A 20651-nucleotide genomic window follows, 5' to 3' on the forward strand; every position below is an offset into this window, starting at 1 on the left:
TATTTACATTTTTTGTATTCGATAAGCGCAGCGCCTCTCTCCGGCAATAATGTGTTCGTTGCGTTCGACCTGATACTCTGCGCCCAGCAGGCGCTGAAAGACGGCGAGTTCCGATTTGCATAATGAAGGGCAGCGTTTGGCGGCATGGCAAATGGGGCAGTGGTTTTCGACCAGGACGAATGAGTCGCCGTCCTGGTGCAGCTCTGCCATGTAGCCTTCCTGTTCCCTCAGTGTAGTCAGTATTTCCAGTTTTTCTCTTAAATCGGCGCTGGTCGCCATCGCCTGCTGATATTGTTCAAAGGTTTGATTCTCCCGTCGCTCAACGACTTGGCTCAGTCCGTCGGTGCCAAAAATCTCTTCAACAGAATCAAGCATTTGAATAATAAGCTCGCCGTGGCGATCGGTAAAACGGCGGTGGCCTTTTCCGGTCAGGTTCCAGTGCCGGGTCGGTCGGCCGACTTTGGCTTTGATGTCCTGAAAGTCCACCAGACCTTCTTCTTCGAGCCCCTGTAAGTGCTGACGTACGCCCATAGTCGTCAGGCTGAGCTCATCAGCCAGCATTTTTGCGGTGACCGGGCCGTCACGTTTCATCCGGTTGAGGATTTTATCAATGGTTTTCATAGCAGCTTTATTTTCCTGTGTCGGTTTATTATGTAGCCAGCCAAGTAAATAAAGCAACAGCTTTACAAATCTAAGTATAGTGGCAGACAGGAAAAAGGTGGGAAATTCAGTATGGGTGGGGATGACGGGTGGCCGGGCGCCAGCGGCACCCGGCCTGAGCCGGTTAGAGAATGTGGCCTTTGATGGCGTCATCCTTACGATCTAAGTAGTGGGTCGATTTGATCCGGCGGATGGTGCGGCATTTACCGCGGATCAGCAGGGTTTCGGTGGTGGCAATGTTGCCCTGACGGCTGATCCCGTCGAGCAGATCGCCCTTGGTGATGCCGGTGCCGGCAAAAATCACGTTATCGCTCTGGGCCATGTCTTCCATCCGCAGCACGGTGTTGGCTTCTATCCCCATCTCGCGACAGCGCGCGCTCTCAACTTCGCCCAGGCGGCGGTTGTCTGCATTATCCCCCTTGACCAGGTGGCGTGGTAGCAGGCGGCCCTGCATGTCACCGCCGAGGGCGCGGATCGCCGCGGCAGAGACCACGCCTTCCGGGGCACCGCCGATGCAGTACATCACATCGACTTCGCTGTCCGGCATACAGGTCAGGATCGAGGCGGCCACATCCCCATCGGGGAAGGCAAACACCCGCACGCCCATCGCCTGCATTTCGGCAATCACCGCGTCGTGGCGTGGCTTGGCCAGGGTGGTTACGGTCAGCGTGTCGAGGGTTTTGCCGAGGGCGGCGGCAATCTTTTCCAGGTTGACCGCCAGCGGCTGGCTCAGATCAATGACCCCTTTGGCGGCGGGGCCGACCACCAGCTTTTCCATGTACATATCCGGCGCTTTGAGGAACGAGCCCTTTTCGCCGGCGGCCAACACGGCCAGGGCGTTGTTCTGGCCCATGGCGGTCATGCGGGTGCCTTCAATCGGGTCAACGGCAATATCGACGGCATCACCGCCGGTGCCGACCTGTTCGCCGATATAGAGCATCGGGGCGTCATCAATTTCGCCTTCGCCGATCACTATCTCACCGGCAATGTCGGTTTGGTTCAGCAGGGTGCGCATCACTTCCACGGCGGCACCGTCCGCAGCGTTCTTATCGCCGCGGCCAAGCCATTTGTAGCCGGCCAGGGCGGCGCCTTCGGTTACTCGGGAAAATGCCATTGCTAAATCGCGTTTCATGGGAACTCCGGAATCTGGAAAAACTGGGGGCTGAAAATCTGGTCGCGATTTTATCACAGACCAAGGGAAACGTTTGCCTTATTTCATCAGGCGCGATTGGGGTGTGAACGGTTGGTAAGCTGACCATCCGGGTTTTATGGCGATCCATAAAAAAGAGGCCTGCTGGGCAGGCCTCCGGTTTACTTGTTACAAGGCGGGATTAGATTTCCTCTTCGTTTAGCGCCCAGCCTTTGGCGCACTCAACCGCACGCTTCCAGCCTTGGTAGCGGCGCTGACGTTTCTGCTCGTCGCCGCAAGGGATGAAGCTGCGATCCAGCTTGGCCTTGTCTTTCAGCTCGTCAATGCTGCCCCAGAAACCCACCGCCAGGCCGGCCAGGTAAGCGGCGCCCAGCGCGGTGACTTCAGTCACTACCGGACGGTGGACTTCGGTGTTGAGGATATCTGACTGGAACTGCATCAGGAAGTTATTGGCTACCGCGCCGCCATCCACGCGCAGGTTGGCCAGCTCAATGCCGGAGTCTGCCTGCATTGCATCGAGCACGTCGCGGGTCTGGTAGGCAATCCCTTCCAGGGTGGCGCGGATGATGTGGTTGGCATTGACGCCGCGGGTCAGGCCGACGATGGTGCCGCGGGCATATGGGTCCCAGTACGGTGCGCCCAGGCCGGTAAAGGCCGGCACCAGGTAAACGCCGTTGGCGCTGCCGACTTTCTCGGCAAAGTACTCGGAGTCGCTAGCATCATTAAGTAGCTTCATTTCGTCACGCAGCCACTGGATGGATGCACCGCCCATAAATACCGCGCCTTCCAGCGCATAAGCTACTTCGCCTTCCGGACCGCAGGCCAGGGTGGTCAGCAGGCCGTTCTGCGAAGCGACTTTTTCCTTGCCGGTGTTCATCAGCAGGAAGCAGCCGGTGCCGTAGGTGTTTTTGGCCTGACCGGCTTCGACACACATCTGGCCGAACAGCGCGGCTTGCTGATCCCCGGCGATCCCGGCAATTGGGATCCGGGTCCCGCCCTTACCGCCGATGTTGGTCTGGCCGTAGACTTCTGATGAAGCTTTGACTTCCGGCATCATTGACAGCGGGATATCCATCGCCTTGAGCAGTTTCTCGTCCCACTCGAGGGTGTTGATGTTGAACACCATGGTCCGCGAGGCGTTGGTGAAGTCGGTCACGTGGACACGGCCCTGGGTCATCTTCCAGATCAGCCAGGTATCGACGGTACCGAACAGCAGGTTGCCGGCTTCGGCTTCCTCGCGGGCACCTTCCACGTTATCGAGGATCCACTTGATCTTGGTGCCGGAGAAGTACGGGTCGACCACCAGGCCGGTGTTGTCGCGGATGTACTCTTCCAGGCCCTGCGCTTTGAGTTCGTTACAGATGTCGGCAGTACGGCGGCATTGCCAGACAATCGCGTTGTAGACCGGTTTGCCGGTATTTTTGTTCCAGACAATGGTGGTTTCACGCTGGTTGGTGATGCCAATCCCGGCGACCTGGTCGGAGCGGATCCCGGCTTTGGCCAGGGCTTCAACCAAGGTTGAGCTTTGCGTCGCGTAAATTTCCAGAGGATCATGCTCCACCCAGCCGGCTTTCGGATAGATTTGAGTAAATTCACGCTGTGACGAGCACACAATGTTCGCGTTGTGATCCAGCACAACGGCGCGGGAGCTGGTTGTGCCTTGATCAAGGGCAACAATGTATTTTTGCTCTGTAGTCATGATGCTTTCCTCTTGCAGTCATTATAAGGGTAGCCGAGAGCGGCTCAGGCTTTGGCGGTTTCAGGTGCTTCCGCGTCTTGTGCTGATTCAGGTTGTGCGTTGCCCGGCAGGTAGGCTCCGATCGCTTTCGGGTAGAGCCAGCCGCCGAAGGCAGCACCGCAAATTGGTGCCAGCAGTGGGACAATCAGGTATGGGATGTCTTTGCCGCCTGTCAGTGCGATATCGCCCCAACCGGCCAGGTAAGCGAAGAATTTCGGGCCCAGGTCACGGGCCGGGTTCATGGCAAAGCCGGTGAGCGGGCCCAGGGAGCCGCCGATCACGGCAATCAGGATCCCGATCAGCAGCGGGCCCATGGCGCCGCGCGGCGCACCGTTTTTCTCATCACCAATCGCCAGGATGGCAAACATCAGCACCGCGGTGATCACAAACTCCACCGCAAACGCGCCGCCGAAGGACAGCGCCGGGTTCGGGTAAGTCGAGAAAATACCGGCGGTGGCCAGGCTGGCTTCGCTACCGCGAACGATCTGCTGGCTGGCTTCAAAATCTGCAAATAGGTTGCCGTAAAGGGTGTAGACCAGCGCGGCGGTGCAGAAGGCGCCCAGCATTTGTGCGGCAATGTAGGGGCCGACTTTGCGTTTGTCGAAACCGTGGAACAGGGCCAGGGCGATGGTGACTGCCGGGTTGATGTGGGCCCCGGAAACACCGGCGGTGCAGTAGATGGCGATGGTGACACCAAAGCCCCAAACGATGCTAATTTCCCACTGGCCGAATTCGGCACCGGTCAATACCAGTGCAGCGACGCAGCCAACGCCGAAGAAGATTAACAAACCGGTGCCGATAAACTCGGCGAGGCACTCGCCAAGCAATGTGTGTTGCTTCTGGGTCGTCATGATTCAGTCCTTTTGTCAGAGTGGGGGTCATTGTTTTTCTTATTCGCTCTTAATGTACTCAAATAAAACGTGATGAAAATGTTAAGAAATAAAAACTGTGCGTTCGAGCATAAAATAAACGCACTTTTGTTCGATTGCGCAAACGTTTTCTTTTTGTCTGATAAATTCGAAAGCCAAAGGCTGGTGGTGCGGCTGGCCGGGCAGTTGATCCGTGTCGTGGCAGGTGTTTGTTCTTATCTGGTTGACCTGGAAGTAAAAAGCCCGGACGATTTGGCCGGGCTCGCCCAAATGGGGCAATATCCTGGAACATTCCAAGAGAGATACGATCAGGCTAGAAATTAGCACGCCGTCGGTGCCCGAAAATAGAGTCCGATCGCAATTTTACCCATTCTCGTAAGGCCCGGTGCGCCTGCCGATGCGCGATTACATCGCGCCTGTACCGGAAGGCGGATCGGGGTGAAGAAGGTGGCGGGAGCAGGTGGTAAAATCAGCGTCAGAATTGGGTAAAAAATGTTCACTTGCCACAAAGCAACCGAATTGTAGATGCCAGACGGCAGTGGCCTCGTTAGAATAGGCGCAACAGTAATGTAATTATGCCTGAGGGAAATTACCTTAACGGTTTAGGGTAATCAGCCAGGCGGAGACCGGGTGAACCATATGTCATTAGAAATGTTGGAAAAGCTAGAAGCCAAAGTGCAAATGGCGGTGGATACAATTTCCCTGCTGCAAATGGAAGTTGAAGAGCTGAAAGAAAAGAATGATGCCCTGGCCAGTGAAGCTCAGGAGCTGCGTTCCGGCCGCGAAGCGCTGGAGCAGGACAATGTTAAGCTGCGCAACGACCATCAGGCATGGCAAGAGCGCGTTCGCAACCTGCTGGGCAAAATGGACAGCGTGGAATAAGGCGAACTGCGGGGCGGTTGCGAGCGCAACAGCCTTGCGTCAGCGCTGAAAAAACAGAGCCGCTCGGCTCTGTTTTTTTATGGATGCGAGCTCGTCCGGGTTTGCGGCGAATTATTCGATATCCAGCGGATCGGGTGAGAGGATCACCCCGGTGTTATCGGCGTAGAGATGATCTTCAGGCAGGAAGGTCACCCCGCCGAAATTAACCGGCACATCGATATCGCCAATACTTTGCTGATCGGCGCCAACCGGGATCGACGCCATGGCATGGATCCCGAGCTCCAGTTCATCGAGCTCATCGACATGGCGCACGCAGCCATACACCACCAGGCCTTCCCACTCGTTGTCCGCTGCCAGTTGGGCAATTTCGGCGTCGACCAGCGCCCGTCGCAGTGAGCCACCGCCATCGATCAGCAATACCCGCCCGGCTCCGGATTGCTCTAGCACTTCACGGATCAGACCATTGTCCTCAAAACACTTGATGGTGGTGATCTGGCCGCCAAATGAGCTGCGACCGCCGTAAGAGCTGAACATCGGCTCAACAACATCGACCTGATCGAGGTAAATATCGCATAGTTCGGAGGTATTGTATTCCATAAACTCGCTTCTTCTTTGTGGCAATAGAAAAGATGTTGCCCGGCGGCATGCCACCATCGGCACAGGCTAACCTGTTGAAAGTATAACCACCTGCCTTGGCATTGCAATCATCACCGACGGATAGCGCTATTTGGTGGGCGTCGCGCGATGATTGCGGGGGCTGACGTCAGGCGGCCAGCACCACCCCGGCAGCAAACAGCAGGTTGGTGAGCAGGGCACATTTGACCATGGTCGCCATCATCGGCCGCAGCGCGGCACCGTCGGCGGCCTGGAGCACTTGCCTGGCGTGGCGAAACAGCAGCGGGGCACTGAGGGCGAACAGCCAGCCGTACGGCGACTCCAGCTCCAGCAGTGCGAACAGCGCCAGGCAGATCACGCTGGCCAGCAGCAGGCACAGGTGGTATTTGCGTCCCCAGGCCGGCCCCATCCGTACCGCCAGGGTCAGCTTGCCGCAGGCGCGGTCGTTGTCGATATCCCGCAGGTTGTTGATATTGAGCACCCCGACGGCCAGCAGGCCGCAGGCGGTAGCCGGCAGCATGATCACCGAGTCAATCTGGCCCGCCTGCAGGTAGTAGGTTCCGGCGACGCCGAGCCAGCCGAAGAACATCAATACCGACAGATCGCCCAGGCCCCGGTACCCATAGGGTTTGTTGCCGACGGTATAGGCAATGGAAGCGGCAATGGCCATCAGGCCGAGCAGGAGAAAGCCGACAATATCCTGCGGGGTGCTGCAGGCAATCAGGATCAGGCTCAGGCCGCTGCTGACGGTGAGGATGACATTGAGGAGCATCGCATTGCGCATCGCCTCGGGGGTGATGTGGCCGGACTGGATCGCCCGTTGCGGGCCGAGGCGATCGGCGTTATCAGTGCCTTTGGCAGCATCGCCGTAATCATTGGCCAGGTTCGATAAAATTTGCAGCAGCAGGGCGGTGAGCAGCGCCAGACCGGCGATCAGGGCAGAGAAGTGTCCCTGCCAGGCGGCAACGGCGCTGCCACAGACAATCGAGGCGACGGCCAGCGGCAAGGTTTTTGGCCTTGCGGCATCCAGCCAGATGGCGAATGAGGAAGAAGTCATAATGTGCTTTTTTCGAAACCCAACGAAAAGCCATTATGGCGCATATGCAGCGCGGGGCAACTTTATCGACTCAATGTTTGTCCGAGAACAAAAAACGGTGCCCGTGGGCACCGTTTGGCTGTGAAATGATTGACCGGGTCAATGATTGCGCCTTAGAGGATAAAGCGGCTCAGATCTTCGTCTTCCACCAGCTCGCCCAGACGCTCGGTGACATAGGCATCGTCAATCACGATTTGCTCGCCGGACTTTTCGCTGGCATCGTAAGAGAGCTCTTCCATCAGGCGCTCCATCACGGTGTGCAGGCGGCGGGCACCGATGTTCTCGGTTGTCTCGTTGACCTGCCAGGCGGCATCGGCCAGCTTGTTGATCCCGCTCTCGTCAAACGCGATGTTCACCGACTCGGTGGCCATCAGCGCCTGGTACTGCTCGGTCAGCGAGGCATTCGGCTCGGTCAGGATGCGCTTGAAGTCATCGCTGCTCAGTGCTTCGAGCTCAACGCGGATCGGCAGGCGGCCTTGTAGTTCCGGGATCAGATCGGAAGGCTTGGCCACCTGGAATGCGCCGGAGGCAATAAACAGGATGTGGTCGGTGCGTACCATGCCGTGCTTGGTGGACACCGTACTGCCTTCAACCAGCGGCAGCAGATCGCGCTGGACCCCTTCGCGGGAGACATCCGGGCCGGAGGTGTCGCCGCGCTTACAGATTTTATCGATCTCATCGAGGAACACGATACCGTGGTTTTCGACCGCGAAGATCGCCTGCTCTTTGAGCTCATCCTGGTTGACCAGCTTGGCTGCTTCCTCTTCGGTGGCGGCTTTCATTGCGTCTTTGATTTTCATCTTGCGCTTTTTGGTGGTGTTGCCGGCCAGGTTCTGGAACATCCCCTGTAGCTGGTTGGTCATCTCTTCCATGCCCGGAGGCGCCATGATTTCAACACCCATTTGTGGCGCGGCGACATCGATTTCGATCTCTTTGTCATCCAGCTTGCCTTCGCGCAGCTTTTTGCGGAAGGACTGGCGGGTCGATGAGCTGTGGTCTGCTTCTTCGTTCTGGCCCCAGGCATCACGGGCCGGTGGCAGCAGCACGTCCAGGATCCGATCTTCGGCCAGCTCTTCGGCGCGGAAACGAACTTTTTCCATCGCTTGCTGGTGGGTCATCTTCATCGCAACATCGGTTAGATCGCGGATGATGGTTTCGACTTCTTTGCCGACATAGCCGACTTCGGTAAATTTGGTCGCCTCAACCTTAATGAACGGCGCATTGGCCAGCTTGGCCAGGCGACGGGCGATTTCGGTTTTACCGACACCGGTCGGGCCGATCATCAGAATGTTTTTCGGGGTGACTTCTACCCGCAGCTCTTCAGGAAGCTGCATGCGGCGCCAGCGATTGCGCAGGGCGATAGCAACAGCGCGCTTGGCTTTGTCCTGACCGATGATATGGCGATCAAGCTCGTGGACGATTTCGCGAGGCGTCATCTCAGACATACGACTTCCTTACTTGCTCTCAAGTTCTTCGATGGTATGGAACTGGTTGGTGAAGACGCAGATATCACCAGCGATCTTCAGCGACTTCTCGGCAATCTCCCGGGCATCGAGATCGGTATTTTCCAGCAGTGCGGTGGCTGCGGCCTGGGCGAAGTTGCCGCCGGAGCCGATCGATATCAGATCATTTTCCGGCTGCACCACATCGCCGTTCCCGGTAATGATCAGCGAGCAAGTTTCATCGGCGACAGCCAGCAGGGCTTCCAGGCGTCGCAGCATGCGGTCGGTGCGCCAGTCTTTGGCCAGTTCGACGGCGGCTTTCATCAGGTGGCCCTGGTGCATTTCCAGCTTGCGCTCGAAACGCTCGAATAGGGTGAAGGCGTCCGCTGTACCGCCGGCAAAGCCTGCCAGTACTTTATTGTTGTATAAACGGCGCACTTTGCGAGCGTTACCTTTCATCACGGTGTTGCCCAGGGAAACCTGGCCATCACCGGCAATAACGACTTTACCGTTTCGACGTACAGATACGATTGTGGTCACGGTTTTACCTCTTTGAGTCTGTCCGGCCTGGGCCGGAATCGGTATAAAGGTATATTTGGGGGTCGGCGGTTTGGTTTTCAAGGAAGCGATACAAGAAAAGGATGCCGTGGCATCCTTTTCGGTGAGGAGGTTTATTCCCAGAACCAGATGGCGCAGGGCTCAATACCGGCGCGGCGCAGCTGGTTTCGGTCGCTTTCGGCTTTGCGTTTTTGCGGATACGGGCCGAGGATCACCCGGTACCAGCGGCCTTTCTCGCCCTGGCTGATCTTAATCTGGCTGGTGAGTCCCTGGAAGGCAATCATCGCCTTGCGCTGCTCGGCCTGATCGGCACTACGGTAGGCGCCGCATTGCATCAGGTAAGGCCGGGTCGGCTTTTCCTGCTGCTTGGCTTCGACTTTCACTTCTTTATTTTCCAGCTCTTCGATATAGCGCCATTTTTCTTCCGGTTTTGGCGGCAGGGATGTTTGCGGCTTCGGCGCAGGTTTTGGCGCTGGCTTGGGGACCGGTTTCGGCGCCGGTTTGGGCTGGGGTGCTGTTGCGGGTTCGGGGGCCGGGCTGGTCGACAGGAAATACAGGCCATAGCCCAGGGCACTGACCAGGCACAGCGCGATCAACGCCCATTTGAACGGAAAACCGCCGGAGGCCGGCGCCTTGCGAGTATTGCGAGTCGACTTTTTTGGCGCTCGCCCACGTTTGACATAATCTTTGGTGGCCACAGTCAGGATCTGTATCAACGGAAATAGGAATGGGCGTTATGGTACAAAGTTGCGCCGGGACTGACCAGTGGCAGGAGTCAATCCGGCGTGTAAGCCGGGATGCGTTTGAGTGTTTTTTGTGAGCTTATGCCCAAAACATAAGCTCACAGTGGATGTTGGTGCCCAGTTTAGGCGGCAGGGGGCGCCGCACTTTCCCGGATCACTAGCTTGGCATCGAGCAGGCGCGAACCGGAGTTGATGTCTTTGCCCTGGAGGATATCGAGCAGCATCAGCATGGACTGGCGGCCGATCTCATAGCGCGGCTGGGAGACGGTGGTCAGCGGCGGATCGCAGTACTCGGCGAACTGAATGTCGTCGAAACCGACAATCGACAGGTCTTGCGGGACCCGAAAGCCCAGGCGCTTGGCTTGCTGCATCGCGCCGATAGCCATCACGTCGTTGTGGCACAGCAGCGCGGTCGGCGGCTCCGGCAGCGACAGCAGGGCAGTTACCGCGCGGGCGCCGGCGGCAAAGGAAAAGTCGCCCTTGACGGTATAGGCCGGATTGAGGTCGACCCCGGCACGGCGCAGGGCCTGCTGATAGCCCTGGGAACGGAACTGGCACAGCACCGCCGTATCGGGGCCGGCAATCTGGGCGATCCGGGTGTGGCCCATCTGGGTCAGGTAGTTGACGGCTTCAAAGGCGGCGGTCAGGTTGTCGATGTGGACCGTCGGGAGCTCCAGCTCCGGGGCAAATTCGCACGCCATCACCATTGGCGGCAGGTTTTTCTGCTCCGGTTTGCTAACATCAAACGGCAGATCAGTGCCGAGTAGCAGCATGCCGTCAGCTTGTTTGGTAAACACCAGGTTGACGAAAGAGTTTTCGCGGGTCTTCTGTTGCCCGCTGTCACCTAACAGCACCAGGTAGCCGTGCTCCATGGCGGCTTCTTCAATGCCGCGAATGATCTCGGTAAAATAGGGATCACAGATATCCGGTACGATTGTGACAATGGTTTTTGATTCGTTACGACGCAGGTTCCTAGCCAGGGAATTGGGGGAATAGCCAGCATCCATGACAGCCTGTTCAACCTTTTTACGGGTTGAGGCCGACACTTTTTCCGGGTTCATCAGGGCACGGGAGACCGTGGCCGTCGATACACCGGCTAGCTGGGCAACATCCTTCATTGTCGCCATAGTTGCAGTTCCTCTCTATTTATTATCTGTCTCATCATTGCCGGAGGATCCTAGCCAAACCGGGCAGATACCTATACCAGCGAGCCTACTATTGTAGGCGCTCCTTCCGGGATTAAACATGGTCAAATCAGCATAAATTACATCCGGGATGTGATGTAAGTCGCATTGTTCATTTTAAGTTAAATCCTGGGGTTCGACATCGATCGACCAGCGAATTTTGCGCGCCAGCGGCAGCATCTGGATGGCTGGTTTGGCGACGGTCAGCATTCGCTGCAGGGTTTTGCGATCCGGCGCCTGGAGCAGCAGCTGCCAGCGGTAGCGCCCGGCCCGGCGGGCCAGCGGGGCCGGATTGGGACCGAGGACCGGGGTAGATTGGTCATACAGCGGGCTGGTTTCGAAAATGCCCCGGATCTGGTGCAGGAACTGCTCGGTCTGCTCACTACTGTTGGCTTCGGCCCGAAACAGCGCCAGGTAGGTGAACGGCGGCAGCCAGGCCTGTTTGCGCTCGGTCAGGGCGTCGCGGGCAAAGGCACCGTAGCCCTGATGGAGCAGCGCCTGCAGCAGGGCGTGCTCCGGGTGGTGGGTCTGGAGCAGGACTTCGCCGGGTTTGCTGGCCCGTCCGGCCCGTCCGGCAACCTGAATAAACAGCTGGGCCAGCCGCTCGCTGGCACGAAAGTCGTTGCTGAACAGGGCGCTGTCGACATCAATCAGGCCGACCAGGGTGACATCCGGGAAGTGGTGGCCCTTGGCCAGCATCTGGGTGCCGATCAGGATCTGGTATTCGTTGTTGCGGATCGCCTCGAGGTAGCTCTCCAGGCTGCCCTTGCGCCGGGTGCTGTCGCGATCGATGCGGACGGTTTTGTAGTCGGGAAACAGGGTCGCCAGCTGCTGCTCGAGCTGCTCGGTGCCGACCCCGACCGCGTGGAGCTGGGTGGAGCCGCACTGGTGGCACTGGGGCATCACCGGCCGCTGGGTGGCACAGTGGTGGCAGCGCAGCTCGCCCGACTGCTGGTGGAAAGTGTAATAGGCATCGCAGCGCTTGCACTCGGCCAGCCAGCCGCAGGCATGGCACATAATCGCCGGGGCATAGCCGCGGCGGTTGAGAAACAGCATCACCTGGTTGCCGGCTTCGAGGTGCTTGCGCATCTGGGCGATCAGTGGTGCCGACAGCCCGGCTTCGAGGTACAGCCCTTTGACATCCAGCACCCCGTGTCGGGCCTGGCGGGCATTGCCGGCCCGGCGGGTCAGGGTCAGGTGGTGGTACTTGCCGCTCTTGGCATTGTGCAGGCTCTCCAGCGCCGGGGTCGCGGAGCCGAGGATGATTGGAATATTCTCTTTGCTGGCCCGCATGACCGCCAGATCGCGAGCATGGTAGCGCAGGCTGTCCTGCTGCTTGTACGAGGCGTCATGCTCTTCATCGACAATGATCATCCCGAGGTTGTGGCACGGGGTGAACAGCGCCGAGCGGGTGCCGATAATGATCCCGGCCTGGTTGTCGCGGCCGGCCAGCCAGGCGGCCAGCCGCTCGCTGTCATTGAGCCCGGAATGGACAGTTTCAAGCGGGACGTTGAAGCGGCGGCGAAAGCGGTTGATGGTTTGCGGGGTCAGGCCGATTTCCGGCACCAGGATCAGCGCCTGTTTGCCGGCGGCGAGCACCGGCTCGAGCAGGTTGAGGTAGACCTCGGTTTTGCCAGAGCCCGTCACCCCTTCGAGCAAATAGCAGCCGAAGCCGGGATTGGCGTTGACCGACGCCACCGCCAGCGCCTGCTCTTCGTTGAGCCGGGGTTTTTCTTCGGTGATGGCAAAGTCATCGGCCCAGACCTGATGCTGGGGCTGGGCTTCGCAGGCTTCGATCCAGCCCTTGTCGCTGAGGTTTTTGAGGATTGCGGTGCTGATCTCCTCGGCCTGCAGGGCCTCGTGGCTCCAGGAGCCGCTGCGCAGCATCTTGAGCACCTGGGCCTGGCGGGGCGCGCGGGTCGGGAGCGGCTGCTCGCGGCCGGTGTCGGTCAGCTGCCAGACCTTGAGGCTGGCCGGGGAGGCTTCACGTCCCTTGCGCAGCAGGGTCGGCATGGCATTGGCCAGGGTGTCGCCGAGCGGATACTGATAATAGCTGCTGGCCCAGCGCAGCAGCGCCAGCAGTGGGGCTGGCCACAGCGGCGCGGGATCCAGCACGGCCGAGATCCCTTTGAGCTGCGCCAGCGGAAAATCCGAGCTGTCGCTGAGGGCGGTGACGATCCCCACCAGCTGCTGGCGGCCGAACGGTACCCGTACCCGGGCCCCGACCACCGGAGAGTGGCCTGGCGTGATCAGGTAGTCGAACTGTTTATCCAGGGGGACGGGGAGTGCCACACGGGCAATCTTGGAGGCCATAACAAACCGCAATTATCAGCATTGACTAAGATCAGAGAGTGTACCTTGCCCGAGGGCAGGCGCAAAGCGGCGAAAAAGGGAGCGTATTGGTTGATTTGGGCGGATTGATTGATTACTATACGCCGCCTGAATTTGGCGTACTGGGAACACCATTACGCTTATTGTTATTAACGACGTGTGGTGCCCGGCTTAGGATCGGGAGAGCGACACGGCCTTACTATTGAGGTTATCCCATGAAACAAGGTATCCACCCAGAATACACAGAAGTTAACGCGAAATGTTCTTGTGGCAACGCGTTCGTATTCAAGTCAACGCTGGGCAAAGACATCAACCTGGATGTATGTGACAAGTGTCACCCATTCTACACTGGTAAGCAGCGTCAAGTGAGCACCGGTGGTCGTATCGACAAGTTCAACAAGCGTTTCGGTGCGCTGTCTAGCAAGTAATTGCCAGCACTATTCCGAAAAAAGGGGACGCCAGGCGTCCCCTTTTTGTTTTCCTGCAGCCCGCACGTAATTTAGTCTATTCTGCCGCGTTTGGCCGACGAACCCGGGAAGTCTGCGGGCCTGAGATACCATTTCCACCCATTTTACGGTATGCGGATCATAAATTCGCGATACCTGACTGCGACAGTGGGAGATTATTGGCTCGACCAGCCGGGCCCGGCTAGGATTTTCTACCGCTATAGCATATGATTTATCTCCCACTACCCAACTGAACCTCATTTTCTTTCAGGATCTGAAACACTATGTCTGAAGACTTTCGCCAACAAGCGCTTCATTACCATGCTTACCCTGTACCAGGCAAAATTGCCGTAGAGCTTTCCAAGCCTGCTGATACTGTTGAAGACCTAGCACTTGCCTATAGCCCGGGTGTGGCTGAGCCGGTGCGTGAAATTGCCCAAAACGCCGACAATGTTTACAAGTACACTGCCAAAGGCAACATGGTGGCGGTGATCAGTAACGGTACCGCGATCCTTGGCCTGGGCAACCTGGGGCCGCTGGCGTCCAAGCCAGTGATGGAAGGGAAGGCGCTGCTATTTAAGCGTTTTGCCGGCCTGGACTCGATTGATATCGAAGTCAAACACCGCACCATTGACGAGTTTGTCGATACGGTGGCCAACATTGCTGATACCTTCGGCGGCATCAACCTGGAAGATATTAAAGCCCCGGACTGTTTTGAAATTGAAAAGCGCCTGATCGAGCGCTGCCAGGTGCCGGTGTTCCACGATGATCAGCACGGCACGGCGATTGTGACCGCGGCTGGAATGCTTAATGCCCTGGAACTGCAGGGTAAAGAGATCAGCGAAGCGGTGATCGTTTGTCTGGGTGCCGGTGCGGCAGCTGTCGCCTGTATGGAACTGCTGATCAAGTGCGGTGCTCAGCGTGAGAAGATCTACATGCTGGACCGTAAGGGCGTGATCCACACCCGTCGTGACGACATCAACGAATACAAACAGCTGTTTGCTAACAACACCGACAAACGCACGCTGGAAGATGTCATTGAAGGCGCAGATATTTTTGTCGGCGTATCCGGTCCGGATCTGCTGTCGCCGGAAGCGCTGAAGCTGATGGCGGATAAGCCGGTGGTCTTTGCCTGTTCAAACCCGGATCCGGAAATCAAGCCGGCGCTGGCGCACCAGGTGCGTGACGATTTGATCATGGGAACCGGCCGCTCGGACTATCCGAACCAGGTCAACAACGTGCTGTGTTTCCCGTTTATCTTCCGTGGCGCCCTGGACGTGCGTGCCAGCGCGATTAACGACGAGATGAAACTGGCGGCCGTGAACGCGATCCGTGAGCTGGCCAAAGAGCCGGTTCCGGCGGAAGTACTCAAAGCGGCTGGCGTCGACAGCCTAGCCTTCGGTCCGGAGTACATTATTCCGAAACCGATGGATCCACGCCTGTTGCCGCGCGTGGCTAAAGCCGTGGCGGTGGCTGCGGTTGAATCCGGTGTTGCCCGTATTGAAATGCCGGTCAATTACATGGCTGATAAATAATACAGCCGGATATGAAAAAACCAGCCTTCGGGCTGGTTTTTTTGTCTCTGGCGGCAGAAGCGCAGCGATTATTCGTTGATGTCTTCGTACTTGATACCCATCTCGTCCATCAGAGCCTTGGCCTCGGCCGGCAGATCATCCGGACGGTCTTTGCGGATGTCATCGTCGGTAGGCAGCGGCTGGCCGGTGTAGGCATGGAGAAATGCCTCGCACAGCAGCTCACTGTTCGTGGCGTGACGCAGGTTGTTGATCTGACGGCGGGTACGCTCGTCAGTCAGAATTTTCAGTACCTTCAATGGAATCGAAACGGTGATTTTTTTGACTTGCTCGTTTTTCTTACCGTGTTCCGCATATGGGCTGATGTACTCGCCATTCCACTCTGCCATTTTCTACCTTCTCAGCGATATTGGATTGAATAAATTTGATGATGGGTGAATTTTAGCGGGATTTACCGCCACAAGCAAAGACATATAGACGTCCAGAAGTGTTGACGTCTTTATGGATTATGGCTAATGTTGATGCTTATGAGTTGTTCGCCGCAGGGTCAGCCCCAGACAAGGAAAGTAAATATGAGTGATAAGAAGCTTGCCACCGTTGCCGTGCGCACCGGGATTGAGTCCGATACCCAGTTCAATGCGGTGGTCCCGCCCATCTACCTTACTTCGACTTATGGTTTCTCACAACTGGGGGAGGTGCCTCAGTTCGATTACTCCCGTTCGGGTAATCCAACCCGCAATACGCTGGCTGAGGCGCTTGCGGAGCTGGAGGGGGGCGCCGGCGCTGTTGTCACCAACTGCGGCACGGCGGCGATTAACCTGCTGGTCAGTGCCTTGCTGGGGCCGGAGGATCTGGTGGTGGCGCCGCACGATTGCTATGGCGGGACCTATCGCCTGTTTGATACCCGGGCCGGAAAAGGGGACTTTCAGGTTGTTTTCGTCGACCAGACCGACCCGGCCGCATTGGCTGAGGCGCTGGCACGAAACCCTAAGCTGGTCTGGGTCGAAACCCCGTCCAACCCGCTGCTGCGCGTGGTCGATCTGGCCGTCTTGTGCGCTGACGCCCGTCAGGCCGGCGCGCTGGTGGCGGTCGATAACACCTTCCTGTCGCCGATCTTGCAGCAGCCGATTGCACTGGGCGCTGATTTCGTCGTCCATTCCACCACCAAGTATATCAACGGCCACTCCGATGTGCTGGGCGGGGTGCTGATTGCCAAAACGCCGGAGCAGGCAGAAACGTTGTCCTGGTGGGCCAACTGTATCGGTGCCACCGGCGCGCCGTTTGATGCATATCTGACCCTGCGCGGGTTGCGGACCCTGGCACCGCGGATGAGGCTTCATGAAGAAAACAGCGCCAAAATCCTGGACTACCTGCAAAGCCAGCCGTTGGTGGGGCAAATTTATCACCCGAGCCAGCCGGAGCATCCGGGCCATGCCATTGCACTGAAACAGCAGCAGGGCTTCGGGGCGATGCTCAGTTTCGAAATCGCCGGCAGCCAGGCACAACTGGCGGCGTTTGTCCGTCAGCTCCAGTGTTTCTCGCTGGCCGAGTCCCTTGGCGGGACTGAAAGCCTGATCTGCCACCCGGCCAGCATGACCCACCGGGCGATGTCGGATGAGGCTCAGGCCGAGGCCGGGATCAAGCCCAGCCTGCTGCGCCTGTCCGTGGGGCTGGAAGATGCGGATGATTTGATTGCTGATTTGGCCCAGGCATTTGCAAAGGCTGCGGAGGTGACAGAATGAGTCAGCCGACAGCCCGACAACTGCACAAATTTGGCGGCAGCAGCCTGGCGGATCCGGCGTGCTATCGCCGGGTCGCTGAAATCATCCGCGAGTATGCCGGCCCGGAAGATTTAATTGTGGTCTCAGCCGCCGGCAAGACCACCAACCAGCTGATTGACTGGGTGGCACTGCTGAAAAAGGATGGCCGCCAGGCCCATGAGGCGCTGCAGGAATTGCGGGCGTTTCAGCAGACATTGATCAGTGAGCTGCTGAGCGGACCGGAAGCTGACGATTTGCAAACTCAGCTCCATCTGGAGCTGAGTGAGCTGGCACAGCTCAGCAGCCCGGATTTGTCGGAGGCGGTGATTGCTTCCGTGCTCGGCCACGGTGAACTGTGGTCCGCCCGCCTGCTGGCCGCGCTACTGGCGCAGCAGGCGATGCCGGCGGTGCACCTCGATTCGCGAACATTCCTACGGGCCGAACGAGCGGCGCAGCCGGAAGTGGATCGCGCCCAGTCCTGGCCGCTGCTGAGCGCTGAGCTGGCCCAGCACAGCCAGCACCGGATTGTGATCACCGGGTTTATGGCCCGGAATGCGGCCGGAGAAACCGTGCTGCTGGGTCGCAACGGCTCGGATTATTCGGCGACGGTGATCGGCGCCCTGGCTGAAGTGGCCCGGGTGACGATTTGGAGTGATGTGGCCGGGGTGTACAGTGCCGATCCACGGCTCGTCGCGGATGCCTGTCTGTTGCCGCTGTTGCGTCTTGATGAAGCCAGTGAGCTGGCCCGTCTGGCGGCACCGGTGCTGCATAGCCGGACGCTGCAACCGGTGGCTCAGAGTGCGATTGATCTGGCGCTGCGTTGCAGCCATCAGCCGGAATCGGGCTCAACCCGGGTCGAGCGGGTCCTGGCGTCGGGACGGGGGGCCAAGATCATTACCTCGCTTGATGATGTTTGCCTGATAGAGCTCGATATTGCCCGCTCCCATGATTTGGCCCCGATCCAGGCCGAGCTGGCCCGGCTGCTGCAACGAATTCAGTTGCAGCCGCTGGCCCAGAGTGTCGAAGCGGACAAGGGACGGATCCGGCTCGCCTACACCCGGGAAGTGGTCAACGGCGTGCTGGGATCGCTGCAGGACAGCGGGATCACGGCCGAGCTGCGCCTGCGGGAAGGTTTTGCCTTGGTCGCGGCCGTAGGGGCCGGAGTGATTGGTAATCCGGTCCACTGCTACGGCTTTTCGCATCAGCTCAAGAACCAGCCGGTGGAGTTTATCTGTGAGTCTGAGCAGGGCCTCAGCCTGGTCGCGGTGCTGCGCCGGGTCGATACCCGGGATCTGATCAGCCAGATCCACCAGAGCCTGTTCCAGGCCCAGAAACGTATTGGCCTGGTGTTGTGCGGCAAAGGCAATATCGGCAGCCGCTGGCTGGAGTTGTTCCAGGATGAGAAAGCCAACCTGGAAAAACGTCATGGCAAGAGTTTTACCTTGATCGGGGTGGCCGGGAGCAACCGTCACTGGATTGATTTCCAGGGCATCGATCCGACGCGGGCGTTAACCGCTTTTGAAGATGAAGCGGTAGAGTATGCTGAGGGGGAACTGTTCCAGACTCTGGCCAGCCATCCCTATGATGATGTGGTGGTGCTCGATGTCACCGCCAGTGCGGCGCTGGCGGCGCAATACCCGCAGATCGCCGAAATCGGCCTGCATCTGATTTCGGCCAACAAGGTGGCAGGCTCGGCCTCGGGGCCGGATTATCACCGGGTGCAGGATGCTTTTGCCAAAAGCAGTCGCCACTGGTTCTACAACGCTACGGTCGGTGCCGGGCTGCCGGTGAATCATACCGTGCGTGATCTGCTGGAGAGCGGGGATGAAATCCTGGCCCTGTCGGGAATTTTCTCCGGGACCCTGTCGTGGCTGTTCCAGCAGTATGACGGCAGTGTGCCGTTCACCCAGCTGATTGAACAGGCCTGGCAACAGGGGCTGACAGAGCCGGATCCGCGCCATGATCTCGATGGTAGCGATGTGATGCGCAAATTGGTGATCCTGGCGCGAGAGTCGGGCCTGATGCTGGAGCCGGAGCAGGTTCGGGTGGAGTCTCTGGTCCCGGAGGAGCTGGCAGCGTTGAGCCTGGACGGCTTCTTTGAGCAGGGGGAGGTGCTGGATCAGCGGCTCGGCAAGCGCCTGGCCAAGGCGCAGAAGGAGGGTCTGGTGCTGCGTTATGTCGCGCGGCTGGATAAACAAGGGCGTGCCGTAGTCGGGGTTGAAGCACTGTCGCCGGAACATGCGCTGGCCAACTTGTTGCCGTGCGACAACATCTTCGCGATTGAAAGTCGCTGGTACCGGGATAACCCGCTGGTGATCCGCGGACCGGGAGCGGGGCGGGATGTCACTGCCGGGGCGCTGTTGTCGGATATCAACCGCCTGGCGGCCCTGTTGTAGCTGGCGCTGTCTCCGCGATAGATCCTGTCGTTGACGGCCGGGGGAGTGGAAATCGCCGCCTATACTTTGATTTATGGCGGTAACCACTACCTGATATTCAAAAGCCCGCAGACTGCGGGTTTTTGTGTCTTGAGCGGGGTCGTTGGTGGTTGAAGATCGTGCACGATCAAGTTGAATAAATTTCATGATGGGCCGGTTGACAAGAAATTGGTTACAAGACATTCTGTAGACATATAGACGTCTAAACGTTTGTTCGACGTCATCACGGATCAGGATCTCGGCAGGGCCGGAGCAGAAGGAAAAGATTATGGGGTATTCATACGCAAGCCATTTTGACGCACTGAATCAGAACATCGCGGATTTGGACGGCAACATTAATGTGTCATTTGAATTTTTTCCGCCGAGCTCTGAGCAAATGGAGCAGACCCTGTGGCAATCCATTCACCGCCTGAAAAGCCTGAAACCGAAGTTTGTTTCGGTGACCTATGGCGCGAACTCCGGTGAGCGGGATCGCACCCATTCCATTATCAAAGATATTAAAGAGCAGACTGGTTTGGTGGCTGCCCCGCACCTGACCTGTATCGATGCCACCCGCGATGAGCTGCGCACGATTGCCCGGGATTACTGGAATAACGGCATCCGGGATATTGTCGCCCTGCGCGGGGATCTGCCGCCACAGGGGGGCAAACCGGATATGTATGCAGTGGATCTGGTGAAGCTGCTACGCGAAGAAGCGGACTTTGATATCTCTGTCGCGGCTTACCCGGAAGTTCACCCGGAAGCCAAGAGCGCCCAGGCCGATCTGATCAACCTCAAGCGCAAGGTCGATGCCGGGGCCTGCCGGGCGATCACCCAGTTTTTCTTTGATGTCGAAAGTTACCTGCGGTTTCGGGATCGCTGCGTGGCGGCCGGGATTGATGTCGAGATTGTGCCGGGGATCCTACCGGTGTCGAACATGAAGCAGGCCAAGCGGTTTGCCCTGGCTAATAACGTGAAGATCCCGAACTGGCTGGAGAAACAGTACGAAGGACTGGATGACGACTTGCTGAGCCGTCAGATGGTGGGGGCGAGCAACGCCATTGATCTGGTGCGGGTGCTGAGCCGCGAAGGGGTGAAGGATTTCCACTTCTATACGCTCAACCGGGCAGAGCTGACGTACGCTATCTGCCATACCCTGGGGGTGCGCGCCGAGCAGGAACAAATCGCCTGAGGCAAGCGCTCCAAGTCGTATCAGGACCGGCTACAGGCC

Annotated in this window: 19 protein-coding genes; 7 read left to right on the forward strand and 12 right to left on the reverse strand. The window is 58.3% G+C overall.

Features of this window, described 5'->3' with window-relative positions; genetic code table 11:
- Positions 1 to 3: 3 nt before the first annotated feature.
- The 4 genes from NNL38_RS00935 to NNL38_RS00950 form a co-directional block, all read right to left on the reverse strand.
- The gene (locus NNL38_RS00935; RefSeq protein WP_255389179.1) at positions 4 to 621 is read right to left on the reverse strand and encodes a helix-turn-helix transcriptional regulator; all 618 of its coding nucleotides are present in this window, start codon (positions 619 to 621) and stop codon (positions 4 to 6) included.
- A 163-nt stretch (positions 622 to 784) separates the two neighbouring features.
- Positions 785 to 1792 (reverse strand): class II fructose-bisphosphatase, encoded by a 1008-nt coding sequence (gene glpX / locus NNL38_RS00940; RefSeq protein ID WP_255389180.1) that lies wholly within the window; start codon positions 1790 to 1792, stop codon positions 785 to 787.
- Positions 1793 to 1991: 199 nt separating this feature from the next.
- On the reverse strand, positions 1992 to 3509 hold the full coding sequence (gene glpK, locus NNL38_RS00945) for a glycerol kinase GlpK (protein WP_255389181.1): 1518 nt from the start codon (positions 3507 to 3509) through the stop codon (positions 1992 to 1994).
- Between the two features lie 44 nt (positions 3510 to 3553).
- A complete protein-coding gene (locus tag NNL38_RS00950) occupies positions 3554 to 4399 on the reverse strand; it encodes an MIP/aquaporin family protein (protein ID WP_255389182.1) in 846 nt (281 codons plus the stop codon).
- 78 nt (positions 4400 to 4477) lie between these two features.
- Here NNL38_RS00950 and NNL38_RS00955 point away from each other — a divergent pair, with 78 nt between their 5' ends.
- Complete coding sequence (locus tag NNL38_RS00955; protein WP_255389183.1) at positions 4478 to 4741, forward strand: hypothetical protein; 264 nt, start codon at positions 4478 to 4480, stop codon at positions 4739 to 4741.
- 315 nt (positions 4742 to 5056) lie between these two features.
- Positions 5057 to 5299, forward strand: coding sequence for a cell division protein ZapB (gene zapB / locus NNL38_RS00960; protein ID WP_255389184.1), 243 nt, complete (start codon positions 5057 to 5059; stop codon positions 5297 to 5299).
- A 111-nt stretch (positions 5300 to 5410) separates the two neighbouring features.
- On the opposite strand, the gene rraA is transcribed toward zapB, so the two are convergent.
- The 7 genes from rraA to priA form a co-directional block, all read right to left on the reverse strand.
- A complete protein-coding gene (gene rraA, locus NNL38_RS00965) occupies positions 5411 to 5896 on the reverse strand; it encodes a ribonuclease E activity regulator RraA (RefSeq protein ID WP_255389185.1) in 486 nt (161 codons plus the stop codon).
- 166 nt (positions 5897 to 6062) lie between these two features.
- The gene (locus tag NNL38_RS00970) at positions 6063 to 6971 is read right to left on the reverse strand and encodes a 1,4-dihydroxy-2-naphthoate polyprenyltransferase (protein ID WP_255389186.1); all 909 of its coding nucleotides are present in this window, start codon (positions 6969 to 6971) and stop codon (positions 6063 to 6065) included.
- 152 nt (positions 6972 to 7123) lie between these two features.
- The gene (gene hslU / locus NNL38_RS00975; RefSeq protein WP_255389187.1) at positions 7124 to 8455 is read right to left on the reverse strand and encodes an ATP-dependent protease ATPase subunit HslU; all 1332 of its coding nucleotides are present in this window, start codon (positions 8453 to 8455) and stop codon (positions 7124 to 7126) included.
- Between the two features lie 9 nt (positions 8456 to 8464).
- The gene (hslV, locus tag NNL38_RS00980) at positions 8465 to 8992 is read right to left on the reverse strand and encodes an ATP-dependent protease subunit HslV (protein ID WP_255389188.1); all 528 of its coding nucleotides are present in this window, start codon (positions 8990 to 8992) and stop codon (positions 8465 to 8467) included.
- Positions 8993 to 9123: 131 nt separating this feature from the next.
- Positions 9124 to 9708 carry an SPOR domain-containing protein gene (locus tag NNL38_RS00985; protein WP_255389189.1) on the reverse strand — a complete coding sequence of 195 codons (585 nt, stop codon included), beginning with the start codon at positions 9706 to 9708 and terminating at the stop codon, positions 9124 to 9126.
- Positions 9709 to 9875: 167 nt separating this feature from the next.
- Positions 9876 to 10880 carry a DNA-binding transcriptional regulator CytR gene (gene cytR, locus NNL38_RS00990; RefSeq protein WP_255389190.1) on the reverse strand — a complete coding sequence of 335 codons (1005 nt, stop codon included), beginning with the start codon at positions 10878 to 10880 and terminating at the stop codon, positions 9876 to 9878.
- A gap of 174 nt (positions 10881 to 11054) precedes the next feature.
- A complete protein-coding gene (gene priA / locus NNL38_RS00995; RefSeq protein ID WP_255389191.1) occupies positions 11055 to 13250 on the reverse strand; it encodes a primosomal protein N' in 2196 nt (731 codons plus the stop codon).
- A 233-nt stretch (positions 13251 to 13483) separates the two neighbouring features.
- On the opposite strand from priA, the gene rpmE reads away from it, so the two are divergent.
- The gene (gene rpmE, locus NNL38_RS01000; RefSeq protein WP_255389192.1) at positions 13484 to 13696 is read left to right on the forward strand and encodes a 50S ribosomal protein L31; all 213 of its coding nucleotides are present in this window, start codon (positions 13484 to 13486) and stop codon (positions 13694 to 13696) included.
- Positions 13697 to 13998: 302 nt separating this feature from the next.
- Positions 13999 to 15249 (forward strand): malic enzyme-like NAD(P)-binding protein, encoded by a 1251-nt coding sequence (locus NNL38_RS01005; RefSeq protein ID WP_255389193.1) that lies wholly within the window; start codon positions 13999 to 14001, stop codon positions 15247 to 15249.
- Between the two features lie 68 nt (positions 15250 to 15317).
- Here NNL38_RS01005 and metJ read toward each other — a convergent pair whose 3' ends face one another.
- Positions 15318 to 15635, reverse strand: a complete 318-nt coding sequence (gene metJ / locus NNL38_RS01010; protein ID WP_255389194.1) for a met regulon transcriptional regulator MetJ — start codon at positions 15633 to 15635, stop codon at positions 15318 to 15320.
- 183 nt (positions 15636 to 15818) lie between these two features.
- Between metJ and NNL38_RS01015 the strand changes: the two genes are divergently transcribed.
- The 3 genes from NNL38_RS01015 to metF all read left to right on the forward strand — a co-directional run bounded on the left by NNL38_RS01015 (position 15819) and on the right by metF (position 20612).
- On the forward strand, positions 15819 to 16988 hold the full coding sequence (locus NNL38_RS01015; protein ID WP_255389195.1) for an O-succinylhomoserine (thiol)-lyase: 1170 nt from the start codon (positions 15819 to 15821) through the stop codon (positions 16986 to 16988).
- The gene (locus tag NNL38_RS01020) at positions 16985 to 19402 is read left to right on the forward strand and encodes a bifunctional aspartate kinase/homoserine dehydrogenase II (RefSeq protein ID WP_255389196.1); all 2418 of its coding nucleotides are present in this window, start codon (positions 16985 to 16987) and stop codon (positions 19400 to 19402) included. Before NNL38_RS01015 ends, NNL38_RS01020 begins: the two co-directional genes overlap by 4 nt.
- Positions 19403 to 19709: 307 nt before the next feature.
- Positions 19710 to 20612: a methylenetetrahydrofolate reductase gene (metF, locus tag NNL38_RS01025; RefSeq protein WP_255389197.1), complete on the forward strand. Its 903-nt coding sequence runs from the start codon at positions 19710 to 19712 to the stop codon at positions 20610 to 20612.
- Positions 20613 to 20651 lie beyond the last annotated feature (39 nt).

Source organism: Photobacterium atrarenae, assembly GCF_024380015.1.
GTDB lineage: Bacteria > Pseudomonadota > Gammaproteobacteria > Enterobacterales > Vibrionaceae > Photobacterium > Photobacterium atrarenae.

What these genes read in the sequence shown, in the direction of transcription:
- NNL38_RS00935 (WP_255389179.1), bottom strand. Translation starts at nt 621, where the DNA reads ATGAAAACCATTGATAAAATCCTCAACCGGATGAAACGTGACGGCCCG.
- glpX (WP_255389180.1), bottom strand. Translation starts at nt 1,792, where the DNA reads ATGAAACGCGATTTAGCAATGGCATTTTCCCGAGTAACCGAAGGCGCC.
- glpK (WP_255389181.1), bottom strand. Translation starts at nt 3,509, where the DNA reads ATGACTACAGAGCAAAAATACATTGTTGCCCTTGATCAAGGCACAACC.
- NNL38_RS00950 (WP_255389182.1), bottom strand. Translation starts at nt 4,399, where the DNA reads ATGACGACCCAGAAGCAACACACATTGCTTGGCGAGTGCCTCGCCGAG.
- NNL38_RS00955 (WP_255389183.1), top strand. Translation starts at nt 4,478, where the DNA reads ATGTTAAGAAATAAAAACTGTGCGTTCGAGCATAAAATAAACGCACTT.
- zapB (WP_255389184.1), top strand. Translation starts at nt 5,057, where the DNA reads ATGTCATTAGAAATGTTGGAAAAGCTAGAAGCCAAAGTGCAAATGGCG.
- rraA (WP_255389185.1), bottom strand. Translation starts at nt 5,896, where the DNA reads ATGGAATACAATACCTCCGAACTATGCGATATTTACCTCGATCAGGTC.
- NNL38_RS00970 (WP_255389186.1), bottom strand. Translation starts at nt 6,971, where the DNA reads ATGACTTCTTCCTCATTCGCCATCTGGCTGGATGCCGCAAGGCCAAAA.
- hslU (WP_255389187.1), bottom strand. Translation starts at nt 8,455, where the DNA reads ATGTCTGAGATGACGCCTCGCGAAATCGTCCACGAGCTTGATCGCCAT.
- cytR (WP_255389190.1), bottom strand. Translation starts at nt 10,880, where the DNA reads ATGGCGACAATGAAGGATGTTGCCCAGCTAGCCGGTGTATCGACGGCC.
- priA (WP_255389191.1), bottom strand. Translation starts at nt 13,250, where the DNA reads ATGGCCTCCAAGATTGCCCGTGTGGCACTCCCCGTCCCCCTGGATAAA.
- rpmE (WP_255389192.1), top strand. Translation starts at nt 13,484, where the DNA reads ATGAAACAAGGTATCCACCCAGAATACACAGAAGTTAACGCGAAATGT.
- NNL38_RS01005 (WP_255389193.1), top strand. Translation starts at nt 13,999, where the DNA reads ATGTCTGAAGACTTTCGCCAACAAGCGCTTCATTACCATGCTTACCCT.
- metJ (WP_255389194.1), bottom strand. Translation starts at nt 15,635, where the DNA reads ATGGCAGAGTGGAATGGCGAGTACATCAGCCCATATGCGGAACACGGT.
- NNL38_RS01015 (WP_255389195.1), top strand. Translation starts at nt 15,819, where the DNA reads ATGAGTGATAAGAAGCTTGCCACCGTTGCCGTGCGCACCGGGATTGAG.
- NNL38_RS01020 (WP_255389196.1), top strand. Translation starts at nt 16,985, where the DNA reads ATGAGTCAGCCGACAGCCCGACAACTGCACAAATTTGGCGGCAGCAGC.
- metF (WP_255389197.1), top strand. Translation starts at nt 19,710, where the DNA reads ATGGGGTATTCATACGCAAGCCATTTTGACGCACTGAATCAGAACATC.